General features: G+C 70.4%; 18 protein-coding genes. 9 read left to right on the top strand and 9 right to left on the bottom strand.

The window, feature by feature from the left end:
- The first annotated feature begins 105 nt into the window (after nucleotides 1-105).
- Nucleotides 106-630 (top strand): hypothetical protein, encoded by a 525-nt coding sequence (locus tag LZ199_RS39560; protein WP_253998989.1) that lies wholly within the window; start codon nucleotides 106-108, stop codon nucleotides 628-630.
- Here the strand turns inward: LZ199_RS39560 and LZ199_RS39555 are convergent, their stop codons facing one another.
- Nucleotides 631-1,446, bottom strand: coding sequence for an OmpA family protein (locus LZ199_RS39555; RefSeq protein WP_253998988.1), 816 nt, complete (start codon nucleotides 1,444-1,446; stop codon nucleotides 631-633).
- A 131-nt stretch (nucleotides 1,447-1,577) separates the two neighbouring features.
- On the bottom strand, nucleotides 1,578-3,572 hold the full coding sequence (locus LZ199_RS39550) for a patatin-like phospholipase family protein (RefSeq protein WP_253998987.1): 1,995 nt from the start codon (nucleotides 3,570-3,572) through the stop codon (nucleotides 1,578-1,580).
- Between the two features lie 177 nt (nucleotides 3,573-3,749).
- Here LZ199_RS39550 and LZ199_RS39545 point away from each other — a divergent pair, with 177 nt between their 5' ends.
- On the top strand, nucleotides 3,750-4,067 hold the full coding sequence (locus tag LZ199_RS39545) for a CBS domain-containing protein (protein WP_253999046.1): 318 nt from the start codon (nucleotides 3,750-3,752) through the stop codon (nucleotides 4,065-4,067).
- A 257-nt stretch (nucleotides 4,068-4,324) separates the two neighbouring features.
- The gene (locus LZ199_RS39540; protein ID WP_253998986.1) at nucleotides 4,325-5,020 is read left to right on the top strand and encodes a nucleotidyltransferase family protein; all 696 of its coding nucleotides are present in this window, start codon (nucleotides 4,325-4,327) and stop codon (nucleotides 5,018-5,020) included.
- A 52-nt stretch (nucleotides 5,021-5,072) separates the two neighbouring features.
- On the opposite strand, the gene LZ199_RS39535 is transcribed toward LZ199_RS39540, so the two are convergent.
- Nucleotides 5,073-5,993 (bottom strand): hypothetical protein, encoded by a 921-nt coding sequence (locus tag LZ199_RS39535; RefSeq protein WP_253998985.1) that lies wholly within the window; start codon nucleotides 5,991-5,993, stop codon nucleotides 5,073-5,075.
- 340 nt (nucleotides 5,994-6,333) lie between these two features.
- Between LZ199_RS39535 and LZ199_RS39530 the strand changes: the two genes are divergently transcribed.
- A complete protein-coding gene (locus LZ199_RS39530) occupies nucleotides 6,334-6,744 on the top strand; it encodes a response regulator (RefSeq protein WP_253998984.1) in 411 nt (136 codons plus the stop codon).
- On the opposite strand, the gene LZ199_RS39525 is transcribed toward LZ199_RS39530, so the two are convergent.
- The 3 genes from LZ199_RS39525 to LZ199_RS39515 form a co-directional block, all read right to left on the bottom strand.
- The gene (locus LZ199_RS39525; protein WP_253998983.1) at nucleotides 6,734-7,606 is read right to left on the bottom strand and encodes a hypothetical protein; all 873 of its coding nucleotides are present in this window, start codon (nucleotides 7,604-7,606) and stop codon (nucleotides 6,734-6,736) included. The genes LZ199_RS39530 and LZ199_RS39525 overlap by 11 nt on opposite strands.
- 202 nt (nucleotides 7,607-7,808) lie before the next feature.
- Complete coding sequence (locus tag LZ199_RS39520; RefSeq protein WP_253998982.1) at nucleotides 7,809-9,305, bottom strand: hypothetical protein; 1,497 nt, start codon at nucleotides 9,303-9,305, stop codon at nucleotides 7,809-7,811.
- 172 nt (nucleotides 9,306-9,477) lie between these two features.
- Complete coding sequence (locus tag LZ199_RS39515) at nucleotides 9,478-9,858, bottom strand: hypothetical protein (protein ID WP_253998981.1); 381 nt, start codon at nucleotides 9,856-9,858, stop codon at nucleotides 9,478-9,480.
- A 178-nt stretch (nucleotides 9,859-10,036) separates the two neighbouring features.
- Between LZ199_RS39515 and LZ199_RS39510 the strand changes: the two genes are divergently transcribed.
- Both LZ199_RS39510 and LZ199_RS39505 read left to right on the top strand, forming a co-directional pair.
- A complete protein-coding gene (locus LZ199_RS39510; protein WP_253998980.1) occupies nucleotides 10,037-10,885 on the top strand; it encodes an HAD family hydrolase in 849 nt (282 codons plus the stop codon).
- Nucleotides 10,886-11,076: 191 nt separating this feature from the next.
- Complete coding sequence (locus tag LZ199_RS39505; protein WP_253998979.1) at nucleotides 11,077-11,511, top strand: hypothetical protein; 435 nt, start codon at nucleotides 11,077-11,079, stop codon at nucleotides 11,509-11,511.
- Between the two features lie 103 nt (nucleotides 11,512-11,614).
- On the opposite strand, the gene atpA is transcribed toward LZ199_RS39505, so the two are convergent.
- From atpA to atpH, 3 genes are all read right to left on the bottom strand, one after another.
- Nucleotides 11,615-13,162, bottom strand: a complete 1,548-nt coding sequence (gene atpA / locus LZ199_RS39500; protein WP_253998978.1) for a F0F1 ATP synthase subunit alpha — start codon at nucleotides 13,160-13,162, stop codon at nucleotides 11,615-11,617.
- 127 nt (nucleotides 13,163-13,289) lie between these two features.
- Nucleotides 13,290-14,765: a PAS domain-containing sensor histidine kinase gene (locus tag LZ199_RS39495; RefSeq protein WP_253998977.1), complete on the bottom strand. Its 1,476-nt coding sequence runs from the start codon at nucleotides 14,763-14,765 to the stop codon at nucleotides 13,290-13,292.
- Between the two features lie 155 nt (nucleotides 14,766-14,920).
- Complete coding sequence (atpH, locus tag LZ199_RS39490) at nucleotides 14,921-15,466, bottom strand: ATP synthase F1 subunit delta (RefSeq protein ID WP_253998976.1); 546 nt, start codon at nucleotides 15,464-15,466, stop codon at nucleotides 14,921-14,923.
- A gap of 156 nt (nucleotides 15,467-15,622) precedes the next feature.
- Between atpH and LZ199_RS39485 the strand changes: the two genes are divergently transcribed.
- The 3 genes from LZ199_RS39485 (at nucleotide 15,623) to LZ199_RS39475 (ending at nucleotide 20,933) form a co-directional block, all read left to right on the top strand.
- Nucleotides 15,623-17,446, top strand: a complete 1,824-nt coding sequence (locus LZ199_RS39485; protein WP_253998975.1) for an Hsp70 family protein — start codon at nucleotides 15,623-15,625, stop codon at nucleotides 17,444-17,446.
- Nucleotides 17,447-17,448: 2 nt separating this feature from the next.
- On the top strand, nucleotides 17,449-18,618 hold the full coding sequence (locus LZ199_RS39480; RefSeq protein ID WP_253998974.1) for a TIGR02266 family protein: 1,170 nt from the start codon (nucleotides 17,449-17,451) through the stop codon (nucleotides 18,616-18,618).
- A 170-nt stretch (nucleotides 18,619-18,788) separates the two neighbouring features.
- Complete coding sequence (locus LZ199_RS39475; protein WP_253998973.1) at nucleotides 18,789-20,933, top strand: beta-propeller domain-containing protein; 2,145 nt, start codon at nucleotides 18,789-18,791, stop codon at nucleotides 20,931-20,933.
- Nucleotides 20,934-21,099 lie beyond the last annotated feature (166 nt).

Below are 21,099 nucleotides of genomic sequence, written 5' to 3'. Positions count from 1 at the left end.
GACCGAACTTGACGCGTTGTGTCACTCATGCATCGGCGTATGCGCGAGTGGCACCGGCTGTCTTTGACACACTGCGCTGGAGCCAATCACCGGTACGCTGAGCGGATGAACCGACTGCTGGGTGTACTGGTGATGTGCATGGCGATGGCGGCGTCCGCGGAGGAGGCCGGAGGACTTGCGTGGACGGCGCCCGCGGAGTGGGTGGCGCAAGGTGAGCGGCCGATGCGCGCGGCGACGTACAAGCTGCCGGCGGCGAAGGGGGACACGGAGGGCGGGGAGCTGGCGGTCTTCTACTTCGGGAAGGGGCAGGGCGGCGCGGTGGACGCCAACGTGAAGCGGTGGCTGGGCCAGTTCCAGACGGCGGACGGCAAGCCGGTGGACAAGGTCGCCAAGACGAAGACGGAGAAGCTCAACGACATGCCGGTGACGACGGTGGACGTGAAGGGCACGTACATGGGCGGAGGCCCCATGATGGGCCCCTCCACGCCGAAGCCCGGCTTCCGCCTGCTGGGGGCGATTGTGGAGGGCCCCGAGGGCGCCCTCTTCTTCAAGCTGACGGGCCCGGAGAAGACGGTGGCGGCCTCGGAGAAGTCCTTCCGCAAGCTGCTGGAGTCGGTGAAGAAGAAGTAGCTAGCGCGTGTCGCGGGCCGTCTTGAGGGCGGCCTTCTTCGCGGGCAGCTCCGGAATCAGCAGCACCTCGATGCGCCGGTTTCGCGCGCGACCCTGAGGGGTGGCGTTGGCGGACACCGGCCGCGTCTCTCCGTAGCCGGCGGCGATCATCCTGCGAGAGCGCACGCCGCCCTGTTCCTCCAGGAAGCGCACCACGTTGACGGCGCGCGCCACGGACAGCTCCCAGTTGGTGGGGAAGGTGGCCTGCAGCTTCTGCGACGGCGGCGAGTCATCCGTGTGGCCCGACACCTGGATGGCCTTGTCGTCGACCTTCGCGAGCACGCCGCCCAGCCGCTTGAGGACCTCCTGGCCGCGCTTGCTGATGCTCGCGTCGCCGGAGTCGAAGAGCACCTTGTCCACCAGGTCCACCTGGATGCGGCCCTTGGCTTGAGACAGCTTGATGGCGCCTTCCGCGATCTCAGCCTTCATCTTGTCCTGCAGGTCGTCGTAGGTGTCCTTGAGCTTGGCCAGCTCCGCCTCCTGCTCCTGCACCGTCTGGGAGAGCTGCTCCTTCTCCGTGCTGAGCTGCTCCTTCTCCGAGGACAGCTTCGCGTGCTCCGTCTCCAGCGCGGTGTACTTCTCCTCCAACTGCTTGCGCGCGGCCTCCGCGTCGCGAGCGCGCGCCGTGGCCTCGTCCGCCGCCTTGCGTGCCTCCTCCGCCTGGGCCTGCGCCTGCGTCGAGCCCCGGTGCGCCAGGTACAGCACGCCGCCCGCGAGCAGCACCACCAGCACCGTCACCAGCCAGGGCACCCAGGCCCGCCCTCGCTCCGCTTGCATCAAGACCTCCCAGGGGGATGTATGCGAGCCACCGTAACGACGACACCCGGGTGCGCCTCAAGGCGCCCCGGGTGCGTGAAGGTGTCTGGAGGTTCAACCTTGCAGCAGGGGCGCAAGCCCCACACCGTGTGTCAGAAAGGGAACCAGGAAGGACGCACGCTGCGCACGTCGCTCAGCGTGTGAGACAGCTGGGCGCCGAAGTCGTTGAACGCCTGGCCATCCAGCCAGATGGACTCAATCTGTTTCTGGCCGAGCTTCACTTCGTGACGTTTGCCATTGGCGGCGGTGGCGACGACGGTGTCTCCGCCGTTGTAGGTGACCTGGAACTTCTCGCCCCAGATTTCGACGGGCTCGCTGAACTTCAGGTCCTTGGGGACCTGCGTCACCATGTTGGTGCCGCGCGAGCCGGGGACCTTCATGTCGTCCATGAACTCGCGGAGGAAGTCGCGCGTCACCTCGCGCGTCTGGCCGTCCAGGATGGGGTCCACCTTGTTGTCGTAGCCGAAGCCCAGCACGCTGTTGCCCTGCTTGGGGTTGTCCAGGTTCCACGTGGGGACGCTGAGCATGAACTGGTTGGCGCCCGGCTTCGCCTTGTCGCGCCAGTCCTGGGCCTCGGTGGCGTTGTCCTTGAGGAGGGCCAGGCCGTTGAAGCCGTTCCACACCACGTCGTCCGTGTCGAGCTGGCCGGTGGGCAGGGGCTTCGGCTGGGCGGTGCCGTTGGACGGGTGCGTGCCGCCGCGCGGCTGGAGCGACGCGCCAATCTGCGGCAGGTCGTTCTTGTTGTAGCCCATGGGCAGGTTGTCCAGCGTGCCGCCGTCCACCAGGTGCATCTGCCGGCCGGTGACGGGGTCCACCACCTGCACCGGCTCGAAGACGCCGGGGATGGCCATGGAGGCGCGCATGGCCAGCGCCACGGGCGTGTCAGGCGTCGTCTCCTGGCTGAAGACGAAGATGCGGTCCTGCGCGCTCTTGAAGCCGCCGTTCGGCACCGCGCTGTCGTAGGCCTTGGCGGCGACGAGCTGGAGGGGAATCTTGAGGTCGGCGAACGTCACGGGCCGGTCGGTGATTCCGGTCAGCTCGCGCAGCTTCTGGTCGAAGAGGTCATACGCGGCCTGGCCATCCAGCAGGCCACCGTCGTTCATGTCCAAATCAATGTCATACAGCTTGCCCAGGCGCGGGTCCTTGGCCACGTCCTCCACCTGCTTCGGCGTGGCGCCCGTGGCGGCGAACGCGGCGGCGATGGAGCCGGCGGACGTGCCCGTGAGGCTCACCGGCACCACGCCCATCTCGCGCATCTCCGTCAGCATGGCCGCGTAGCGCTTGCCCTTGCCGCCGCCGCCCTCCAGGCTCAGGTGCACACCCATGGGCTCGCCGCCCTGCACCGGCATGCCCGCCTCGGCGCGGTTCTGGGCGACGGAGGCGGTGTACTCGGCGGCCTTCTTCGCGTCGCCCCCGGCGACGATGTCCAGCGCCGCGGGCGGCTTCGTCACCGGCGTGCCCGTGGGGAAGCGGCTGGCGTGGACCTGGCCATTGGGCAGCTCCTTCGCCAGGAACTGGGGGTCCAACCAGAGCGAGCCCGGGCGCGGCGCGGTGGCCTTCGTGTAGCCCGTCTGCTGCGTCAGCGCCCCTTCCGCCTTCTCCAGCGCCGCCTTCACCTGGGCGTAGCGCGGATGCGTGGAGGGGATCATGTCCAGCTGCGCCGACAGTGAGCGCACTTGACCCAGTGCGTCACGGAACTCCTGGGTCTGTTCGACGAGCTGCTTGCCCTGCTTGTCGTCAATCTTGGGGGGCAGGACGCGCTCGAGGACCTTGCGAAGGTCGCCCAGGTCCACGTCCAGCAGCTTGTTGAGCGGAATCTGGAGCGGCTTGCCGGTGAGGGTGATGCCCTCCCAGGGCTTGCCGCCGGTGCCGGCGAGCTGGGGCAGGCCCAGCTTGGAGAGGTCCGGCAGCTTCGCCTCGAAGCGGTCCACGACCTGGTTGGCCGCGCGGGCGACGTTCTGCAGGCCCTGGCCCATCCGCTCAATCAGGTTGGGCTTGGGGGCCTCCACCTTCTGCGGCTGCACGGGCTCCGGGGCTCGACGCGGTGCGGCGGACGGTGTGGAGGAAGGCGGGGTCTTGATGCTCATCGCGGAGGCTCCACGGGGGACGCGTCGAGGGGGTAGCGGTCTGCCTGGGGATTATCGCCCGGGAGGCCTCCCGGGTTGTGTGTCGCCTTTCGGAAGTCTCATTGGCCCGGCAAGGCCCTTGCTTAGGGATGGATCAGAGGCGCCTGACGCCTGCTTTTCTGGAGGCCTTCCGTGACGATGTGCCGCAGCCCTGAGTTCGAGATGCTCGTTGCCCATGCCGTGACGCTCTTCCCCGAGGACACCGTCCTCTCGGCGCTTCAGGTGATGCACCGTCACGGGGTGCACGCGCTCCCCGTGGTGGATGGCCAGAACGGAGCGTGGTTGGGCGAGGTGTCCCAGCACGAGCTGCAGCGGCTGTCCGCCTTCGCGCCGCTGGCGCGGCTGGCTGAAATTCTGACCGCCAAGGCGCTGGCGAGCACGGAAGAAAAGACCGCCGTGGCCACGCCGACCTCGGCGCTGCTGCTCCACGCGCCCTCGCAGCGGTGGCTGCATTGAGCCGCGCGCGGGCAGGTGTCCGGGGGACACAGGAGGCAAGCCTCCGGGGTGGTACGAACGAGCAGGCGGCCCGTGCTCCTTCCGGCACCGCTCGCGCGCCCTCGCGCTCCTCTGACAAGGCTCGCGAAGTGACTGGGGACCGGCTGACGGCTAGCACCGGGGGGTGGGCTCAAAAACCACCGAGGAGACCACAGCCTGTTCCCGGTGGCCCCGGGCCAGCTGGCACTCGATTCCCCGGGGGACGGAGGAGGCTTGGTATGAAGGCAGTGGCGATCATCCTCGCAGCGGGCGAGGCCCGGCGGATGGCCCACCCCAAGGCGCTCATCCTGCACGAAGGCGACAAGAGCTTCCTTCAGTCGCTGGCGTCGACCTTTGGCAAGGCGGGATGCAGTGTGCTGGGTGTGGTGGGGAAGGATGCTGAGGCCGTGCGCGAGCAGCATCCGGGGCTGGACCTGGTGGAGTCCGAGCAGTGGAAGGACAGCCAGATGGCCTCGGTGAAGGTGGGGTTGGACGCGGCGATGGAGGCCGGAGCGGACGTCGTGCTCCTGCATCCGGTGGACATGCCGGCGATTCGCGCCACCTCGGTGAAGTCCTTGCTCAAGTTGATGGGAGAAGCGGAGGAGGCGCTGCGTCCGGAGTTCGAAGGGGCACCTGGCTGGCCGGTGCTGCTGTCGCGGGCGGCGGCGGAGCGGCTTCGCGCGGAGTCGGGCGAGCAGCTCGAAGCGGTGCTGAAGAACATGAAGGTGCGCCGGGTGCCGCTGAAGGACCCGGGCGTGGTCGTGAACATCAACACGCGGGAGACGTACGAGCGGCTGTTCGAGTCGGAGCCGAAGCTGGCGCCGCCTCCCAAGCGCCGGGGCACCGGCAAGCGGCCGTCCTCGGGGCTCACCACGGTGGCGGACATTGGCGGAGGGGGCGGCTCGGCCCCCATGGCCGCATCGCCGGACGAATAAGGGTTGAAGGGCCGGGGCTCCCTGTTTCGGGTGGCTCCGGCCCGCCGTGTCTCTAGAAGGTCAGGCCCAGGCCGAAGTACGGCCCGCCGAAGCCTTCTTCATGTTCGACGCCGTCCACGTGTCCGGCGTCGTTGAGGTACAGCGCGCGCCAGCCGCCGCGCAGGTTGAAGGTGCCCAGGTGCAGGGCGAGGCCCGCCTGGGCGTCCACCTGGCGGTGAGGAAAGGGCGTGGCGTTCAGGCGCGCCTCCAGGTCAATCGGCGAGGCGCCGATGCAGGCCTCCACGGACGCGCCGAAGCTGGGGCCCACGAAGATGATGCCAGGTGCGTGGGCGCTCGTCAGGCCCGCCTCCACGCGCATGCGTCCCCGGGAGCTGGCCCACAGGGCCGCTGTCACCCGTGCGCTCAGGAGCGTGATTCGGTCCACCTTGTCGGAGCCGTCGTCCGCGTCGAGCGTCATGCCGGTGATGCGGGTGTCCAGGCCCATGCGCCGGCCCTCCATGGCCATGAAGACCCCCATGGCGCCGCCCTTCTTGAGCCAGTCCGTCTGCGCGCCCAGGCGCACCAGCAGCGGCACGGGCTCGTCGCGGCGGCGCTCCGCGCGGGTGGTGGCGTTCAACCGGGACGAGGGGGCTGCCCCCGCGACGCCCACGCCGATGACCGTCGTGCTCACGGGCACGCGGGCCCGTCGCCGCCTCCGGGGCGCGTCGTCTTGCTGGGCGTCACGCTCCTTGCCGATGGCCGTCGCGGGGTGCTCGCGCGACGCGTGCCCGGCGTTGGAGCCCTGGGCGGCGGGCGAGGCGGGGTGCTCCCGGGGGCCTGCGTCCGGGCGGCTCGCGTCGCGCTCCGGTCGCGAGGGTCCACCGCTGGAGGACGTAGGGGTGGAGCGCTTGCCGAAGCGGGCCTCGGCGGGGGCGGAGCCCAGCAGGAGGGTGGCGGTGAGCGCGGAGCCGAGCACGGCCTTCGATGAGGGCAAGGTCCACTCCTCTTCCTGGCGGGGGACGACGGGGGAGCGACATTCAAGGGCCGCCGGCCCCGCGCGGCCATGGCCCCCGGGGGTGGGCGGGCGTTGGCCAATCGCGCTTGTATGACTTCGGGCAGCAGGGCGCGCGTTGATTGAGCACGGCCCGACACGTGGGAGGAATTGCCTTTCACCGGCGGACGCTCGCCGTGCATCCCCGCGCCGGGCGCCACATCTCCCTCTTCATGGGGGACCGGGCCTATGTGCCTGTCCGGGGCGGGCGGATGCTCACGGTTCGACAGTGAGCGGAAGCCCGGCGGCGTGACGCGTGTCAGCGAGCGACGGAGGCACTAGGGTGGCACTCGTGACCCATGCGGTGATGCAGCCAACCGTGCTCCTGGTGGAGGACGACCCGGACCTGCGGGGGGCGATGGCGGAAGCGCTCCAGGACGTAGGCTACGAGGTGGCCATGGCCATCAACAGCCGTGAGGCCCTGCGCGTGCTCGTGTCGCTGGAGGTGCCGTGTCTGGTGTTGGTGGACCTGGAGACGCCGCGCGTGCAGGGGCTGGGCTTGCTGGAGACGCTGGGGAAGGACTCGCGCTTCGCGCAGTCGCGCGTGGTGGTCATGTGCGCGGAGCCGAAGCCCTGTCCGGAGGGCGTGGTGGCGCTGTTGCGCAAGCCGGTGCGGCTCAAGGACCTGCTGGCCGCGGTCCAGGCGCACTGCCCGGGGCCACGGCCGGAGGTGTCCCGGCGGGTCAGTAGGTGAGGCCCAGGCCGAAGTACGGGCCGTGGAAGCTGTCGCGGTGGGCGACGCCGTCCACGTGTCCCGCGTCATCCAGCACCATGCCCCGGTAGCCGCCGCGCAGCACCAGCGCGCCCAGGTGCAGCGCCAGCGCGGCGCTCGCGTCCACCTGGCGGTAGGGGAAGGGCGTCACCTGCGTGCGCGCCTCGAAGTCCAGCGGGCCGGCCAGGCACGCCTCGAACGACATGCCCAGGCTGGGGCCCACGAAGGAGATGTCCGGCGCGTTCGCGGTGCTCACACCGGCTTCCGCGCGCAGGCGGACGCGCTCCAGGGAGACGAGCGCCCAGGTGAGGTGCGCCTCGAACAGCGTGATGCTGTCCGAATCAGAGGTGCCGTCGTCGGCGTCCACGCTGATGCCGGTGACGCGCGCGTCCACGCCGAAGCGCCGGCCCTCCAGGCCGATGAAGAGGTCGCCCGCGCCGCCGCTGTTGACGGGCCCGGCCTGGAAGCCGACGCGGAAGGACAGGGGCGCCGCGTGACGCTCCTGTCGCACCTCACCGCGGTGCCGGGGCTCGTCCACCACCATCAGCCGGTGGTTGCCGCCGGTGAGCACGAAGGCGAGGAAGCCGATGCCGTCCACGACATCCGACGCGACATGCCGGCTGTTGTTGTTGCGCCGCCGCCGGGGACGGTCGTCATCGTCGTCGGAGTCCGACCGGCCGCCCACCGGCGTGGCCTCGTGCGTGTCGTCCTTCTTGTCGTCGTCCTTCTTCGAGTCGCTCTGCGAAGGACGGGAACGCTTGCCGAAGCGCGCCTCGGCGGACGTCGAGCCCAGCATCAATCCCAGGGCAAGCACGGCGCTCAGGACGGAACGGAAAGGGAACACGGTGGACTCCTCGGCGGGGTGGCCGGAACGGGGCAGCGCGAGTCAGGACGGCCGACTGTCTGCTTTATTCATACACCCCGGGTGTACGGGATGCGCACCGCCCCCCTGGCCGGACACCTGCCGCGGAAGCCTCGGCCCCCAAGCACCCGGGAGGTTGAAACCGCCCCCCCGGGCCTGGAGCCTGAAGCCCGTAGCCGGGCTCCTACTTCTTGCCGCAGAGCTTGGGGTTCTTCACGCAGGCCACGGCCAGGCACTCGCTGGCGGAGCGCTGGGCACAGCCCTTCTTGCACTTGGGGGACGGGCTGCTGAAGTCGCAGAGCGGGTCATCGCACGTGTTGCGCTCGGCCACGGTCAGCGCGTCGCAGGGGCTGTTCAGGTAGGTGGTGATGGGCTCGGGGTGGGACGCGCCGTCCTCGTCGGTGCAGACCTCGAAGTCGCCGTCGCCCTGGACCCTGGGGCCGTCGCCCACGTCGCAGCGGGGGACCTGGGGACTGGTGCTGCCGAACTCGCAGGGCCCCACGGTGCGGGCCAGGCAGCCATAGGCGCTCACCCCGCTGACGCTGGCGTTGGCGCAGATGCGCGAGGCCAGGTGCACGTCTCCGGCAATCCAGTCCTTGGCGAAGCAGGCGTGGACGTCCTGGTACGGGTAGCCGGAGAAGTTCGGCTTGGTGAGCTGGGGCAGGAAGGTGTCCATGTTGATGAAGACCTCCACGGCCAGGTACTTCACGTTGAAGATGTTTCCGAAGAAGGCGCCCTCGCGGAAGGTGAAGGCGCCGAAGGACGCGGCGGGGTAGCGGCCCTTCGTCGCGGCGGGCCTCACCCACGAGCCCGGCGCGTCCATGCGGTTGTAGGCCGCGGACATGACGCTGTACCTGCCGCCCCGGGGGCACATGAACGTGGCGCTGGGGGCGTCACCGCCGCAGTCGTTCTTCTCGGCGGCGGCCAGGGCATTGCCGGCCTCGCAGCCGAAGGGCTCCTTGCACACGCGCAGCACGCGGTGGCCGGAGCTGGAGCCGAGCACCCCGGTGCAGGTGTCCGGCAGCGGCGCGCCGGCGGCCACCGTCACCTCCGTGCCCGCGCTGCAGGCACCCACGCCCTCGCCCACCCAGCCGCACTCGTCATTCAGCCCGGAGCCGCCCCTGTCACAGGGCAGGAACATGGGGTGCCACTGCTTGGTGTCACCGGTGGGGTTGAAGGTCCGGTCGTCCCGGGGGTCCTCTCCGCGCAGCGAGATTTCCACCGTGTGGCCATAGGCGTTGTTGCGCGACAGCAGGCACGCGCTCACGTAGCCCAGGCACTCCTTGCTGGGGGCCTGGTACTCCCACTCCGAGCACAGCCCCACGCCTCCGGTGAAGGTGTACAGGTTGCCCTTGCGGTCCTTCCACTCCACCGTGGACGTCGGAGGCAGCGCGCACTCGACCAGGTAGTGCATGACATTGCGCGCGGCCGGGTCCTCCAACTGGTACCGGAGGCGCGCGTCAGCGGCGAAGGAGTGCGAGGTCAGCGTCTCCGAGGTGAGCGCCTCGATGGAGCGCGCGTTGGTGGTGAGCGCGTTGAAGGCCAGGTCCGCGGTGGAGAGCGAGTTGAGGATGCGGATGCCCGGCTCGGCCTCGGCGCGGGACACCGGCAGCAGCGCGGCCAGGCACACGAAGGCGGTCAGCAGGAGCCTGAAGGGGGCTTGGGGGATGAAGGGCGACATGCGGAAAGGACCTCGCGCGGAAAGAAGACTCGGGGACGCGAGGTAGCACACGGCGGGCCGACGCCCGTGCCGCAGTGTTTCCGTGGGGTTGCTCGTGTGGGGCCCCGCGCGCTGTTGCTCCCAGGTCCACAGGGGCCGGGACAGGTGTGGACGTGGAGTCCACGTGCCCGGGTCAGCGGCGCGCGCTCTTCTTGCCCTTGGCCGAGCCCGCGCGTCGCGGCTCCGAGCGCCCCTGTTTCTGGGGGGCCTCGGCGGGGGGCAGGGAGCAGGCCGCGGCGGCTGTCGTCGCCTCCGCGCGGGCGCTCTGGTGTTGCTGCTCCAGCACGCGCAGCCGCCGGGCCATGGCCTCGCGCAGGGCCTGCAGCTCCGCCACGCGGGCCTCGGACTCGGCCGCCTCGCGCTCCAACTGGGCGCCGCGCTCGGCCAGCGCGGACACCGAGCGGGTACTGGCCCAGGCCGCCGTTCCACCCAGCAGGCACACGCCCGCGAGCAGACCCCAGGGCAGCCACGCCCGGCGCCACAGCGCCGCCTCGTTTCGCCGCGTCGCTTCCATGCCCGCCCAAGGCTAGCGAGCCACCCGCTGTAGGACTCAAGGCGACCGCCCTGCCACTCGGGGATTTACAGGGCGGCCTCAAGTTTACAGGGCCGAAATGAAGTCACGGGCTTGATTCGGAAGCCGGGCCGGGGCGTCATCCGGCCCCTTTCCTCCAACTTCGGGAGTCGGTGGGCTGATGGCGATTGCTTGCGTGGTGCTGGACTTCGACGGGACCTTCACGGACGTGGCGACGGAGAGCGCGCCCTTCTTGAAACACTTTCGTGACGGACTGGTCCGCGCACTGGGGCAGGGGGTGGAGCAGGCCTGGGAGGAGGAGGTCGCCGCGTTGCGCGCGGGAGCCGACCTCCTGGGGTGGAACCTGGGGGGCAAGGTGGTGGCCCCCGCGACGGCGGACCCGTACCTGACGGCCACGACGGCGGCGCACCGCATCTTCCAGCGCCTCTCCGTGGGCACCGACGAGGTGACGCGCTCGGAGGCCGTGCAGACGATGTATCGCGAGTCCTACGTGCACTCGGCCACGGCCTTCAAGCCGGAGGCGAAGGAGGTGCTGGAGGCGCTGCTCGCCACGGGCCTTCCCGTCACCGTCGTGACGAACGCGCACACGGAGCTGGTGGAGAAGAAGCTGGACACCCTGGCGCCCAAGGGCCGGGAGCGGCTGAAGGTCTCCGGCGACGCGCGCAAGTTCCTGTTGGACCCGCCGGACGTGTCGGACGCGCGCTTCGACGCGCTGCCGGAGACGCAGGTGCTGGAGGGCGTGCTGCGCCGGCCCGTCTACCTGCGCCGGGGCCGCTACTTCGAGGCCCTCAAGCGCATCTGGGACGCCACCGGCACGCGGCCCGAGGACACGCTGGTGGCCGGCGACATCTACGAGCTGGACCTGGCGCTGCCGGCCGCGCTGGGCGCGCACGTGCAACTCGTCGCCCGCGACAACGTGTTGCCGTACGAGCTGAAGGCCATCGAGGCGCTGGGCGCTCGCGGTGGCGTGGACAAGAGCCTGCTCGCGCTCCTGCCGCGCCTGCGCTGAAGCGGCCCTGGGCGATATGCTCCCGAGCGGCGCGGCGTTGACGAGTCTGTCGTCCGCCGCGCCCTTGTCGTTGGGGCCTGAGAGCCTGGGAGCCCGCCATGTCCGTCCGCCGCTCGCTGTCGTCGTGCCTCCTGGCCGCGTGCGTATCCGCCTGCGCGACGTCTCGACCGGTGGCGCCGGAGGTGACCCCCGTGCCCGTCCAGAGACTGGCGAGGGAGCCCGGCTGCGCGTTCGAGGTCTTCGAGGAGCGTGAGCCCCCGCGTCCCTATGCGGAGCTCGGCACCCTGGCGGTGACGGGCAACGAGTACCTGGGCAAGGAGGGCCGCAAGGAGCTGCTCCAGGAGACCGCCTGTCTGATGGGCGCGGACGCCGTGCTGCTGCCGCGCCCCGCGGAGCGGAAGGTGGCCGGCGGCCAGCGCGTGCGCGAGTACGAGGCCCGCTTCGTGGCCTGGACGGACGTGCCCGCCCGCGTGGCCACGAGCGAGGAGCCGCCACCCCTCCAGCAGCGCGCCCCACCCACGGCGGAGGACGGCTACCTCGTCATCCCCGTGGACCCGGAGTGGACCGGCGAGTCCATTGGCACCGCGGTGCACGAGGTGAAGCCCGCCGACGCCGCGAAGCAGTAGCCGAAGCGCCAGGAGCCCGGGCACCCGCTGGAAACACGAAGCCCCGCGTCCCAGGGAAGGGAGCGCGGGGCTCGGTGCGACGGGCCTTGGGGGCCGGAGAGTCTTAGACCTTCGCGCCCGGGGTGGGCTGGAAGACGTCGTTGAACTCCACGATGGCCTTGTTCAGCGAGGCCTTGATGTCGTTGGTGAGCTCGCGCTTGGAGGCGATGTCCTTCGAGATGTTCGGGTACTTGCCGTCCGTGAAGTCCAGGAACTCACGCATCCAGCGCACCACGTCCGCGACGGGAATCTCGCGAATCCAGCCGCGCTTCTTGGGGTCGTCGCGGTTGGTGGCGGCGTAGATCTGCATGACCTGACGCTCGACGGGCAGCGGCTCGTACTGGCCCTGCTTGAGCAGCTCCACCATGCGGGCGCCGCGGGCCAGCGTCTCCTGCGTGGCCTTGTCCAGGTCCGAGCCGAACTGGGAGAAGGCGGCCAGCTCGCGGTACTGCGCGAGCTCCAGCTTCATGGTGCCGGCGACCTGCTTCATCGCCTTGATCTGCGCGGCGGAACCGACGCGGGACACCGACAGACCGACGTTGATGGCCGGGCGGACGCCGGCGAAGAACAGGTCCGTCTCGAGGAAAATCTGGCCGTCGGTGATGGAGATGACGTTCGTCGGGATGTAGGCGGACACGTCGCCGGCCTGCGTCTCGATGATGGGGAGCGCCGTGAGCGAGCCCGCGCCCTCTTCGTCGGACAGCTTGGCGGCGCGCTCCAGCAGGCGGCTGTGCACGTAGAACACGTCGCCGGGGTACGCCTCACGACCCGGCGGGCGGCGCAGCAGCAGCGACAGCTGGCGGTACGCCACGGCCTGCTTGGACAGGTCGTCGTAGATGATGAGGGCGTGCATCTTGTTGTCGCGGAAGTACTCGCCAATGGCCACGCCCGCGTACGGCGCGAAGAACTGCATCGGGGCCGGGTCGGAGGCGTTCGCCGCGACGACCGTGGTGAACTCCATGGCGCCGAAGCGGTTCAGCTTCTCGACCACCTGCGCGACCGTCGACTGCTTCTGGCCGATGGCCACGTAGATGCAGTAAACGTTCAGGCCCTTCTGGTTGATGATGGTGTCGATGGCGACGGCCGTCTTGCCCGTCTGGCGGTCACCGATGATGAGCTCGCGCTGACCACGACCCACCGGCACCAGCGCGTCCAGCGCCTTGATGCCCGTCTGCAGCGGCTCGTGCACGCTCTTGCGCTTCACGATGCCGGGCGCCTTCACTTCCAGGCGGCGCGTCTCGGTGGCCTCGATGGGGCCCTTGCCGTCCAGGGGCAGACCGAGCGGGTCCACCACGCGGCCCAGCAGGCCCTTGCCCACCGGCACGGAGGCGATCTGCTGGGTGCGCTTGACGGTGTCGCCCTCGCGGATGGCCTGGAAGTCGCCCATGATGGCGACGCCGACGTTGTCCTCCTCGAGGTTCAGCACGAGGCCCTTCACGCCGTTGGTGAACTCCACCAGCTCACCGGCCTGCACGCCCTCGAGGCCGTAGATGCGCGCGATACCGTCGCCCACGGACAGCACGGTGCCCGTCTCCGCGACGGTGACCTTCTTGCCGTAGTCCTTGATCTGCTCCCGGATGATTCTGCTGATCTCGTCGGCGCGGATTTCCATGGGCGTTTTGCGTCCTCGAACAGGGGGCGGGCCGGGTCGGTTCGGGTCCGCCGAAAGCTAGAAGTCGGGGCCCCTTACCATGCACCCCTACCCACTGCAATGCGCACGAGATTCGGGGCTGTCGGCGTCAGCGGCCGGGGGGCTCGCGGGGCAGCCAGACGACGAAGCGGGTGCCACCCTGGGAGGACTCCACCGTGAGGCGTCCCCCGTGGGCCACGGCCACCTGCCGGGCGATGTACAGCCCCAGGCCCAGGCCCTCCGCGCTGGCGGGGCGGCCCCGCCGGAAGGGCTCGAACAGGGTGGCGTGGTCCTCCACAGGCACCGTCAGTGAGTCATTGCGGATGGAGAGCGTCACGCCCCCCACCGCGCCCACCAGCTTCAGGAGCACGGGCGTGGTGTCCGCGCTGTGCTGCAGGACGCTGCCCAGGAGCGTGTCCGCCAGCTGCGTCAGCCGCGTCTCGTCCCAGTGGCCGCGCAGGTCTCCCTGCGTCTCCATCAGCAGCGTGCGGCCGGGGTGGGCCTGGCGTCGCTCCTCCAGCACCCGCTCCACCAGCCGGTCCAGCATCAGCGACTCCGGCCGCACCGGCAGTCCGCCGGCCAGCCGGGCCCGGGTGAAGTCCAGCAGCTCGTGGATCATCCGCTCCATCCGCCGGGCCGCCTGGGCCATGTGCCCCACCAGCCGCTGCTGGGGCTCCTCCATCCCGCCCAGCCGCTGCAGGGCGCCGGTGCCCATCTGGATGGTCTGCAGGGGCGTGCGCAAGTCGTTGCCCACCACACCCAGCAGCTGCTCCCGGAAGTGCTCGGTGCGCTCGGCGCGCTCCTCCGCCGCCTTGCGCCCGCTGATGTCCCAGATGGCGGCCAGCCGCACCTGCCGGCCCTCCCACTGCACGTACTTGCCCAGCACCTCCAGCGGAATCCGCTGGCCGTCCCGTCGCACGCACATCACCTCGTAGGGCGTCTCCACCCCCCGGGCGACGGCGGACATGACGGCGGGGCGGTACTCCGGGGCCACCCACTCCACCATGTGGCGGCCGATCAGCTCCCGGGGCGAGTCATGGCCCAACAGGTGCGCCAGGGCGCGGTTGGCGTCCAGGATGACGCCGTTCTCATGCAGGAAGTGCCCGTCGCAGGCCACGTCCGCCAGGCTGCGCATGTGCGACTCGCGCTCCTGCAGCCGCGTCTCCTCGCGCACGCGCTCCGTGTCGTCGCGCAGCCACAGCACCACGCCCGCGAGCACTCCGGCCTGGTGCGCCGGAGACAGGCCCACGCGCAGGTGGAGCTCTCCGCTCGCCGGGGACAGCACGCCCGTCAGCGGCGCCTCCACCACATTCTCTCCGGAGAGAGCGCGCGACAGCAGCGGGGCCAGGGACACCGCCACCTTGGGCCACACGTCGACGAGGGGACGTCCCAGGTGCGCCCGTACCTCCATGCCGGACAGCGCCGCCAACGCGCCATTCACCCACACGGGCCGCAGCTCCCTGTCCAGCAGGGCGATGCCACAACCTGTCGCGTTCAGCACCGCGCCAAGGAAGGGCCAGGCCTCTTCGGGGGCGACCGCGAACAGCGGACCACCGGGAAGGGGGTGAAACAGGGACTGCGGCATGTTGAGGTCGTCCAGAAAACCCGGGGTTACCCCGCGTTCCCCTGAGTATACCTCTGTCCCAGGGCTACGGGAAATGCCGGTTTGCCCCGGACTGCGGGGTGCAGGGACGACCTGCGGAGTGGGCCGCCAGGCGGCGGCCCGTACTCCGGGTGCTGCTAGTGCCGCTTCAACTCGCGGCGCATCTCCTCCAACTGGGTGCGGAGGCTGCCGTCGTAGAGGATGCTGCCCACCTGGGCGGACACGCCACCGAGGAGGCTGGGGTCCACGCGCGTCTCCAGGATGACGTCGCGCTGGGTGAGCTGCTGGAGCGACTGGCGGAGCTCGGCCAGGGCGTCGGCGGGCAGCGCGGCGGCGGTGGTGACGTTGCCGCGCACGCGTCCGGCCCGGGCGTCGGCCATGTCGCGGAAGACGCGGGCGATATCGGCCACGTAGGGCAGGCGGTTGCGGTCCACCAGGAGCCGCAGGGTGTTGGCCAGCACGGGCTCCAGGTTGGGGACCATCTTCATGACCCCCTCCAGCACCTGGCCACGCTGGGCGCGCGAGTAGACGGGGTTGTGGAGCACGTCCGTCATCTCCGCGTTCTTCGCGAAGATATCCGCGAAGGAGGAGAGCTGCTCGGCGACGGCGTCGATGCGGCCCACCTCCGACGAGACGTCGAGGAGGGCACGGGCGTAGCGGCGGGCAATGGACACGTTCACCATGGCGGTCGCGCCCTTAGCATGGTGACCCAGGGCCGTCCACCTCCGCCGCCAACGTACTCGGACGGACAGGGAAGCGACGTACGGAGGGCAGGTCTGACGAGAGGGGGCTTGGCGAGGAGGCGGCAAGACCCGTACCGTGGGGTCCCGACCGCCCCCATGCACGACCCCGTCATCGGCATCGACCTGGGTACCACCAACAGCGCCGTCGCCACCGTGGAGGACGGCCGACCGCGCCTGATCCCCTCACGCGCGGGAGGCCGCCTCACGCCTTCCGTGCTCGGTGTGACGAAGGCCGGCGAGCGCGTCGTGGGGCAGCAAGCCCAAGCGCTCGCGGAGGAGCATCCCGACTCCGTTGTCTGGGCCACGAAGCGCTTCCTTGGCCGGCGCTACACGCCGGAGCTGGTGCAACAAGCCAAGGCGCTGGTTCCCTATCCACTGGTCGCCGGCCCCTCGGGCGACGTGCGTGTGAAGCTGGCCGGGCGTGTGCTGCCTGTCACCCAGGTCTCCGCGATGATTCTGGGGGAGCTGGCGCTCGACGCGCAGGCGCACTTCGGCCGCACCGTCACCAAGTGCGTCATCACCGTCCCCGCCAACTTCGACGACAACCAGCGTCAGGCCACGCGTGAAGCGGCCACCATCGCCGGACTGGACGTCGTGCGACTGGTGAACGAGCCGACCGCGGCGGCGCTCGCGTATGGCCTGTCGCGAGGCTTCGAGGGCAGCGCGCTGGTGTTCGATTTGGGCGGCGGCACGTTCGATGTCTCCATCCTCGACGTGAAGTCCGGCGTCTTCGAGGTGCGCGCCACCGGCGGTGACCCGCGCCTGGGTGGAGAGGACTTCGACCAGCGCATCGTCCAGTGGCTGCTGGCGCAGGTGGATGATGAACTCCGCCATGTCGTGTCCCAGGATGCGCAGAGCCTGCGGCGCCTGAAGGTCGCGGCGGAGGCGGCCAAGCGCGAGCTGACGGAGCACGAGGAGGCCACCGTCACGGTGTCGGGGCTGGGCGACCATGCCTCGGGTGGGCGGCGCACGGAGCTGGAGACGGTGCTGACGCGCTCCTTCTTCGAGACGCTGTCGGAGCCGCTGTCGCGCCGCTGCCTGGAGGTGTGCCAGGGCGTGATGCGCGAGGCGAAGATGGACCCGCGCTCGGTGGACGTGGTGCTGCTGGTGGGCGGCATGACGCGCGTGCCGCTGGTGCGCCGGCTGGTGGCGGACTTCTTCGGCCGCGCGCCTTCCACGGACGTGCACCCGGACGAGGCCGTGGCGCTGGGCGCGGCGGTGCAGGCGGACGAGCTGTTGCGCCAGTCCGGCCAGGCGCTGCTCTTGGACGTGGCCAGCCAGAGCCTGGGCGTGGGCGTACTGGGCGGACGCGTGAAGCGGCTCATCGCGAAGAACACGGGCGTGCCCGTCGTCGCGCGCGACATCTTCTTCCCCGGGACGTCCGGCCAGGCCGAGGCGCGCATCCCCGTGTACCAGGGCGAGAGCGAGTTCCAGGACGAGAACCACAAGCTGGGCGAAGTCGTGCTCAAGCACCTGCACGTGGCCGCGCGCGGTGACGTGCCGCTGGAGGTCGTCTTCGAGCTGTCCGGCGAGGCGATTCTCTCCGTGAAGGCCACGGACCTGACCACGGGCAACATGGAGACGGTGCGCCTGGAGGCGCGCGCGGGCCTGCCGCACGGCGAGGCGGAGAAGCTGGGCGCGGAGCAGGCGAACTACGCGAAGTCGCAGGGCGTGGTGGACGCGAAGCGCGCGGAGGAGCTGTTCCGCAAGCTCTTGGAGCGCGGTGAGAAGCTGGCGCGGATGCTCCAGAAGAGCGCGCAGGAGAACCCCAGTCCGGAGGCCGAGGCCGCGGTGGGCACGGTGCAGCGGCTGCTCGACGGCGGGCGCACCGCGCTGGACGGCAAGGACGCGGCGAAGTGCGCCGCCATCGCCCGTCAGCTCACGCAGTTGTTGTCCGGCAAGCAGGAGCCGCGCGCCTGACCATGAATGTCCCCACCTCCACCACGCGCGAGGCCGTGTTCGTGGTGGATGACTCGCGCACCGCGCGCGAGGTGGTGAGACTGCATCTGGCCAGACTGGGCTGCGAGCCGGTGACGCTGGACGGCGGCGAGGCGTGTCTGTCGGAGCTGGCGCGCCGCGCGCCCATGCTCATCCTGATGGACCTGCGCATGGAGCGCATGCAGGGCGACGAGGTGTGCCGCGCGGTGAAGGCGCACCCGGCCGGCCGCAACGTGCCGGTCATCATGTTCACCTCCGCCGGCGAGCCGCACGAGGTCATGCACTGCTGGCGCGCGGGCGCCGACGACTTCCTGCCCAAGCCCGTGGCGCTGGAGGCGCTCCAGGCGAAGCTGGTGGCCGTGCGCGGCGCGAAGGAGCGCGCGAAGGAAGGCCCTCCGAAGGGGCGCCGCATGCTGCTCGTCGAAGGCGGGCGCTTCCTCCACACCTTCCTGGGCGGCGCGCTGGAGCAGGAGGGCCTGCACGTCCTCTACGCGCGTGACGCGGTGGACGCGGAGAAGCTCGCGAACGAGCACACCGCCCAGCTCGACGGCTTCCTCGTGGATGTGTCGCGCGCGCCGCGCGAGACGCTGGCCCTGGCCGCGAGGCTGCGCGACGCGAACCCGAAGAAGCCGCTGGTGCTGCTGTCTCGCGCGGAGGAGTCCGCGGACGTGCTCGCCCGTGCGCAGGCGCTCGCCGGGGCGCCGCTGCTGGAGAAGCGGCACCTGGGCGCGGATGAGCTGTTGGGGCGCGTGCTGTCGCGGCTCGTCCCGGAGCGCGTGCCCCTGCGCGCCGCGGAGCGCGTGCCCTTCTTCACCGTGGTGGAGTTCGCCCCGGTGGGCGGTGGCGCGACGTTGACGGGCTTCAGCCACGACGCCAGCCCCGACGCCCTCTTTGTGCGCACCCTCACCCCCGCGCGCGAGGGGACGAAGCTGACGCTGAAGGTGCTGCTCGCCGGGCAGCGCACGCCCTGTTCGGCCGAGGCCACCGTCGTCTGGTCCAACCCGCCGCGCACCCCAGGCCCCTTCCGTGCTCCCGCGGGCATGGGCCTGCGACTGGAGCGCATGGACCCGGCGCTGACGCAGCAGTTCGTCCGCTTCGTGCCCAGGACCCACGGTTTTTCCCCCTCGGGGACTCCTCGCTCCTCAGGTTTCTGAGAGGCTTCGTCCCCCGCAACCCCCTGGAAATCCCGGAGTCCGCTGTCTGCCGGGTGCTGGCATGACGGTGGCAAGAGCGCGCCCGGACCGCGAAGCCATCCGGACGTGGCGGGCTGGACGAGCCAGCTCGCGCACCGGATGGGGCCAAGACGCGACAAGGGAGGAGCCTCATGCGGCAATGGAAGCGCTACGGGTGGGTGGGACTGGCGGCGGTGGCGGCGGTGGGCTGCGGGGATGAACGCGAATACCCGAAGGTCGAGAACGAGCCGGTGCAGCAGCAGGCCCGGCTGGAGTCCTTCGAGGAGTGTGCTCCGCTGGAGCAGTACATCGAGGACACGGCGACCCGGCGGATGCGCGCGTCGCTGGAGCAGGCCCGGCCTCGAAGTGGCGGCGGCTGGATTTTCGGTGACGGCTCGATGCCTCCCACGGTGGGCATGCCCACGGAGGGAGACGCCAACTCGGGAGGCGACGCGCCGCGCGGGCCGAATGACCACACAGGCACCAACAACCAGGTGGCGGGCGTGCACGAGGCGGACTTCGTGCAGAACGACGGCACCCGCATCTTCGTGTTGTCCGGGCCCCGGCTGTACCTGCACCGCTCCTGGCCCGCGGAGCAGCTCACCCTGGCCTCGTCGATGGAAATCGCCGGCTGGCCCCGGGAGATGCTCTACGACAAGGAGCGCCAGCGGCTGGTCATCACCTCGCAGGTGGATGGTGACCGTCCGGGACGTCCCACCGTGTGGGGCGACAGCTGGATGATGGGCGGCGCGCCCATCGCTGACTGCGCGGGTGCGGGCTTCCGGTGTGGCTACATGGGGGGCGACACGCTGAAGGTCACCGTGGTGGACGTGTCAGACCTGTCCTCGCCCCAGGTGAAGCAGCAGGTGTTCCTGCCGGGCTCGTACCTCAGCGCCCGTCGCGTGGACGGCGCGGTGCGGCTGGTGCTGTCGGACGACTTCCGCTGGCCGTCGGACGTGCGCTTCTACCCGGAGTACTCGCCGTCGCTGAACCGCAGCCAGAAGAAGATGAACGAGGCCATCGACGCGCTCATCGCCAGGAATGAGCAGCTCATCCGGGCGCAGACGCTGGCGGACTGGGTGGCTCCGGGCAAGCACGTGGCCGAGGACGGAACCGTCACGCCGCTCCCTGTGTCGTGCGGGGACTTCTACCGCTCCAACGCGCCCACCGGGCTGGGCTTCGTGACGGTGCTGTCGTTGGACCTGGACGCCGCCGAGGGCGCGGCTCCGCTGGGCCGCACCAGCATCGTGTCCGCGCCTGGCACGGTGTACGCGTCGCCGGACGCGCTCTACCTGGCGGCGTCCCACTGGTGGTGGTGGCCGGAGGCGAACCAGTCCGACCACACGTACCTGCACAAGTTCGACCTCAGCGAGCCGAGCCGCGCGAAGTACGCGGGCAGCGGCACGCTGGAGGGCAGCCTGGTGAACCAGTTCGCCATGGACGAGCACGAGGGCGTGCTTCGCGTGGCGACGACGGTGAGCACCTGGCGCGTCGACCCCACCAACAGTGGCAATGACGGCGTGTCGGTTCCCAACACGATGGAGACCCACAGCCGCGTCGTCACCTTCAGCGCGACGGGCGGGAATCTCCAGGAGCTGGGCCGCAGCGAGGACCTGGCACCGGGCGAGCGCATCTTCAGCGCGCGCTTCGTGGGCAAGAAGGGCTACGTCGTCACCTTCCGCCAGACGGACCCGCTCTTCACCTTCGACCTGAGCGACGCGGCGCACCCGCGCAAGGTGGGCGAGCTGAAGATTCCGGGCTTCTCCACGTACATCCACCCGCTGGGTGACACGCACCTGCTCACCTTCGGCGAGGACCGCGCCGAGGACGGCAGCTGGACGAGCCGCGCGCTGAAGCTGTCGCTCTTCGACGTGAGTGATTTGGCCCGCCCGAAGGAGGCCTTCACGCACCGGATGGGCGGGATGAACAGCTACAGCGACGCGCAGGGCGACCACAAGGCGTTCAACTTCTTCCCCGCCAAGGGCCTGCTGGCGCTCCCCTTCACGGACTGGGACTACAGCGGCTACGACTACTGGACGGGCTTCAAGAGCGAGCTGCGAGTGTTCCGCGTGGACACGGCCACGGGCTTCACGCCGGTGGGCGCGCTGTCGATGAAGGACGTGTACCAGAGCTTCAACGAGCCGCAGTGGAACTGGTACTGGTCGCCCTCCGTGCGCCGCAGCGTCATGGCGGACGACTACGTGTACGCCATCACCGACGCGGGCATCCGCGTGTCGAAGGCGGACTCGCTCCAGACGCCGGTGGCCACCACGCGCTTCCAGCCGCCCGTGCGCTGAAGTCGCACCCGCGTCGACATGACGCGACGGTGACGTGACGGGTCGGGGCCCTCGGGACAGTGGATGTCCGGGGGCCCCTCTCTTTTGGGGCGGACCGTGGCGGGTCAGGTGGGCGGGCGGCGAGGCGTCCCTCGCGATTGGCGCATTCCATGCCGGAAGGCGCTAT

It is taken from the genome of Myxococcus qinghaiensis (assembly GCF_024198215.1).
GTDB classification, from domain to species: Bacteria; Myxococcota; Myxococcia; order Myxococcales; family Myxococcaceae; genus Myxococcus; species Myxococcus qinghaiensis.
This window is presented reverse-complemented; position numbering and strand designations above follow the sequence as displayed.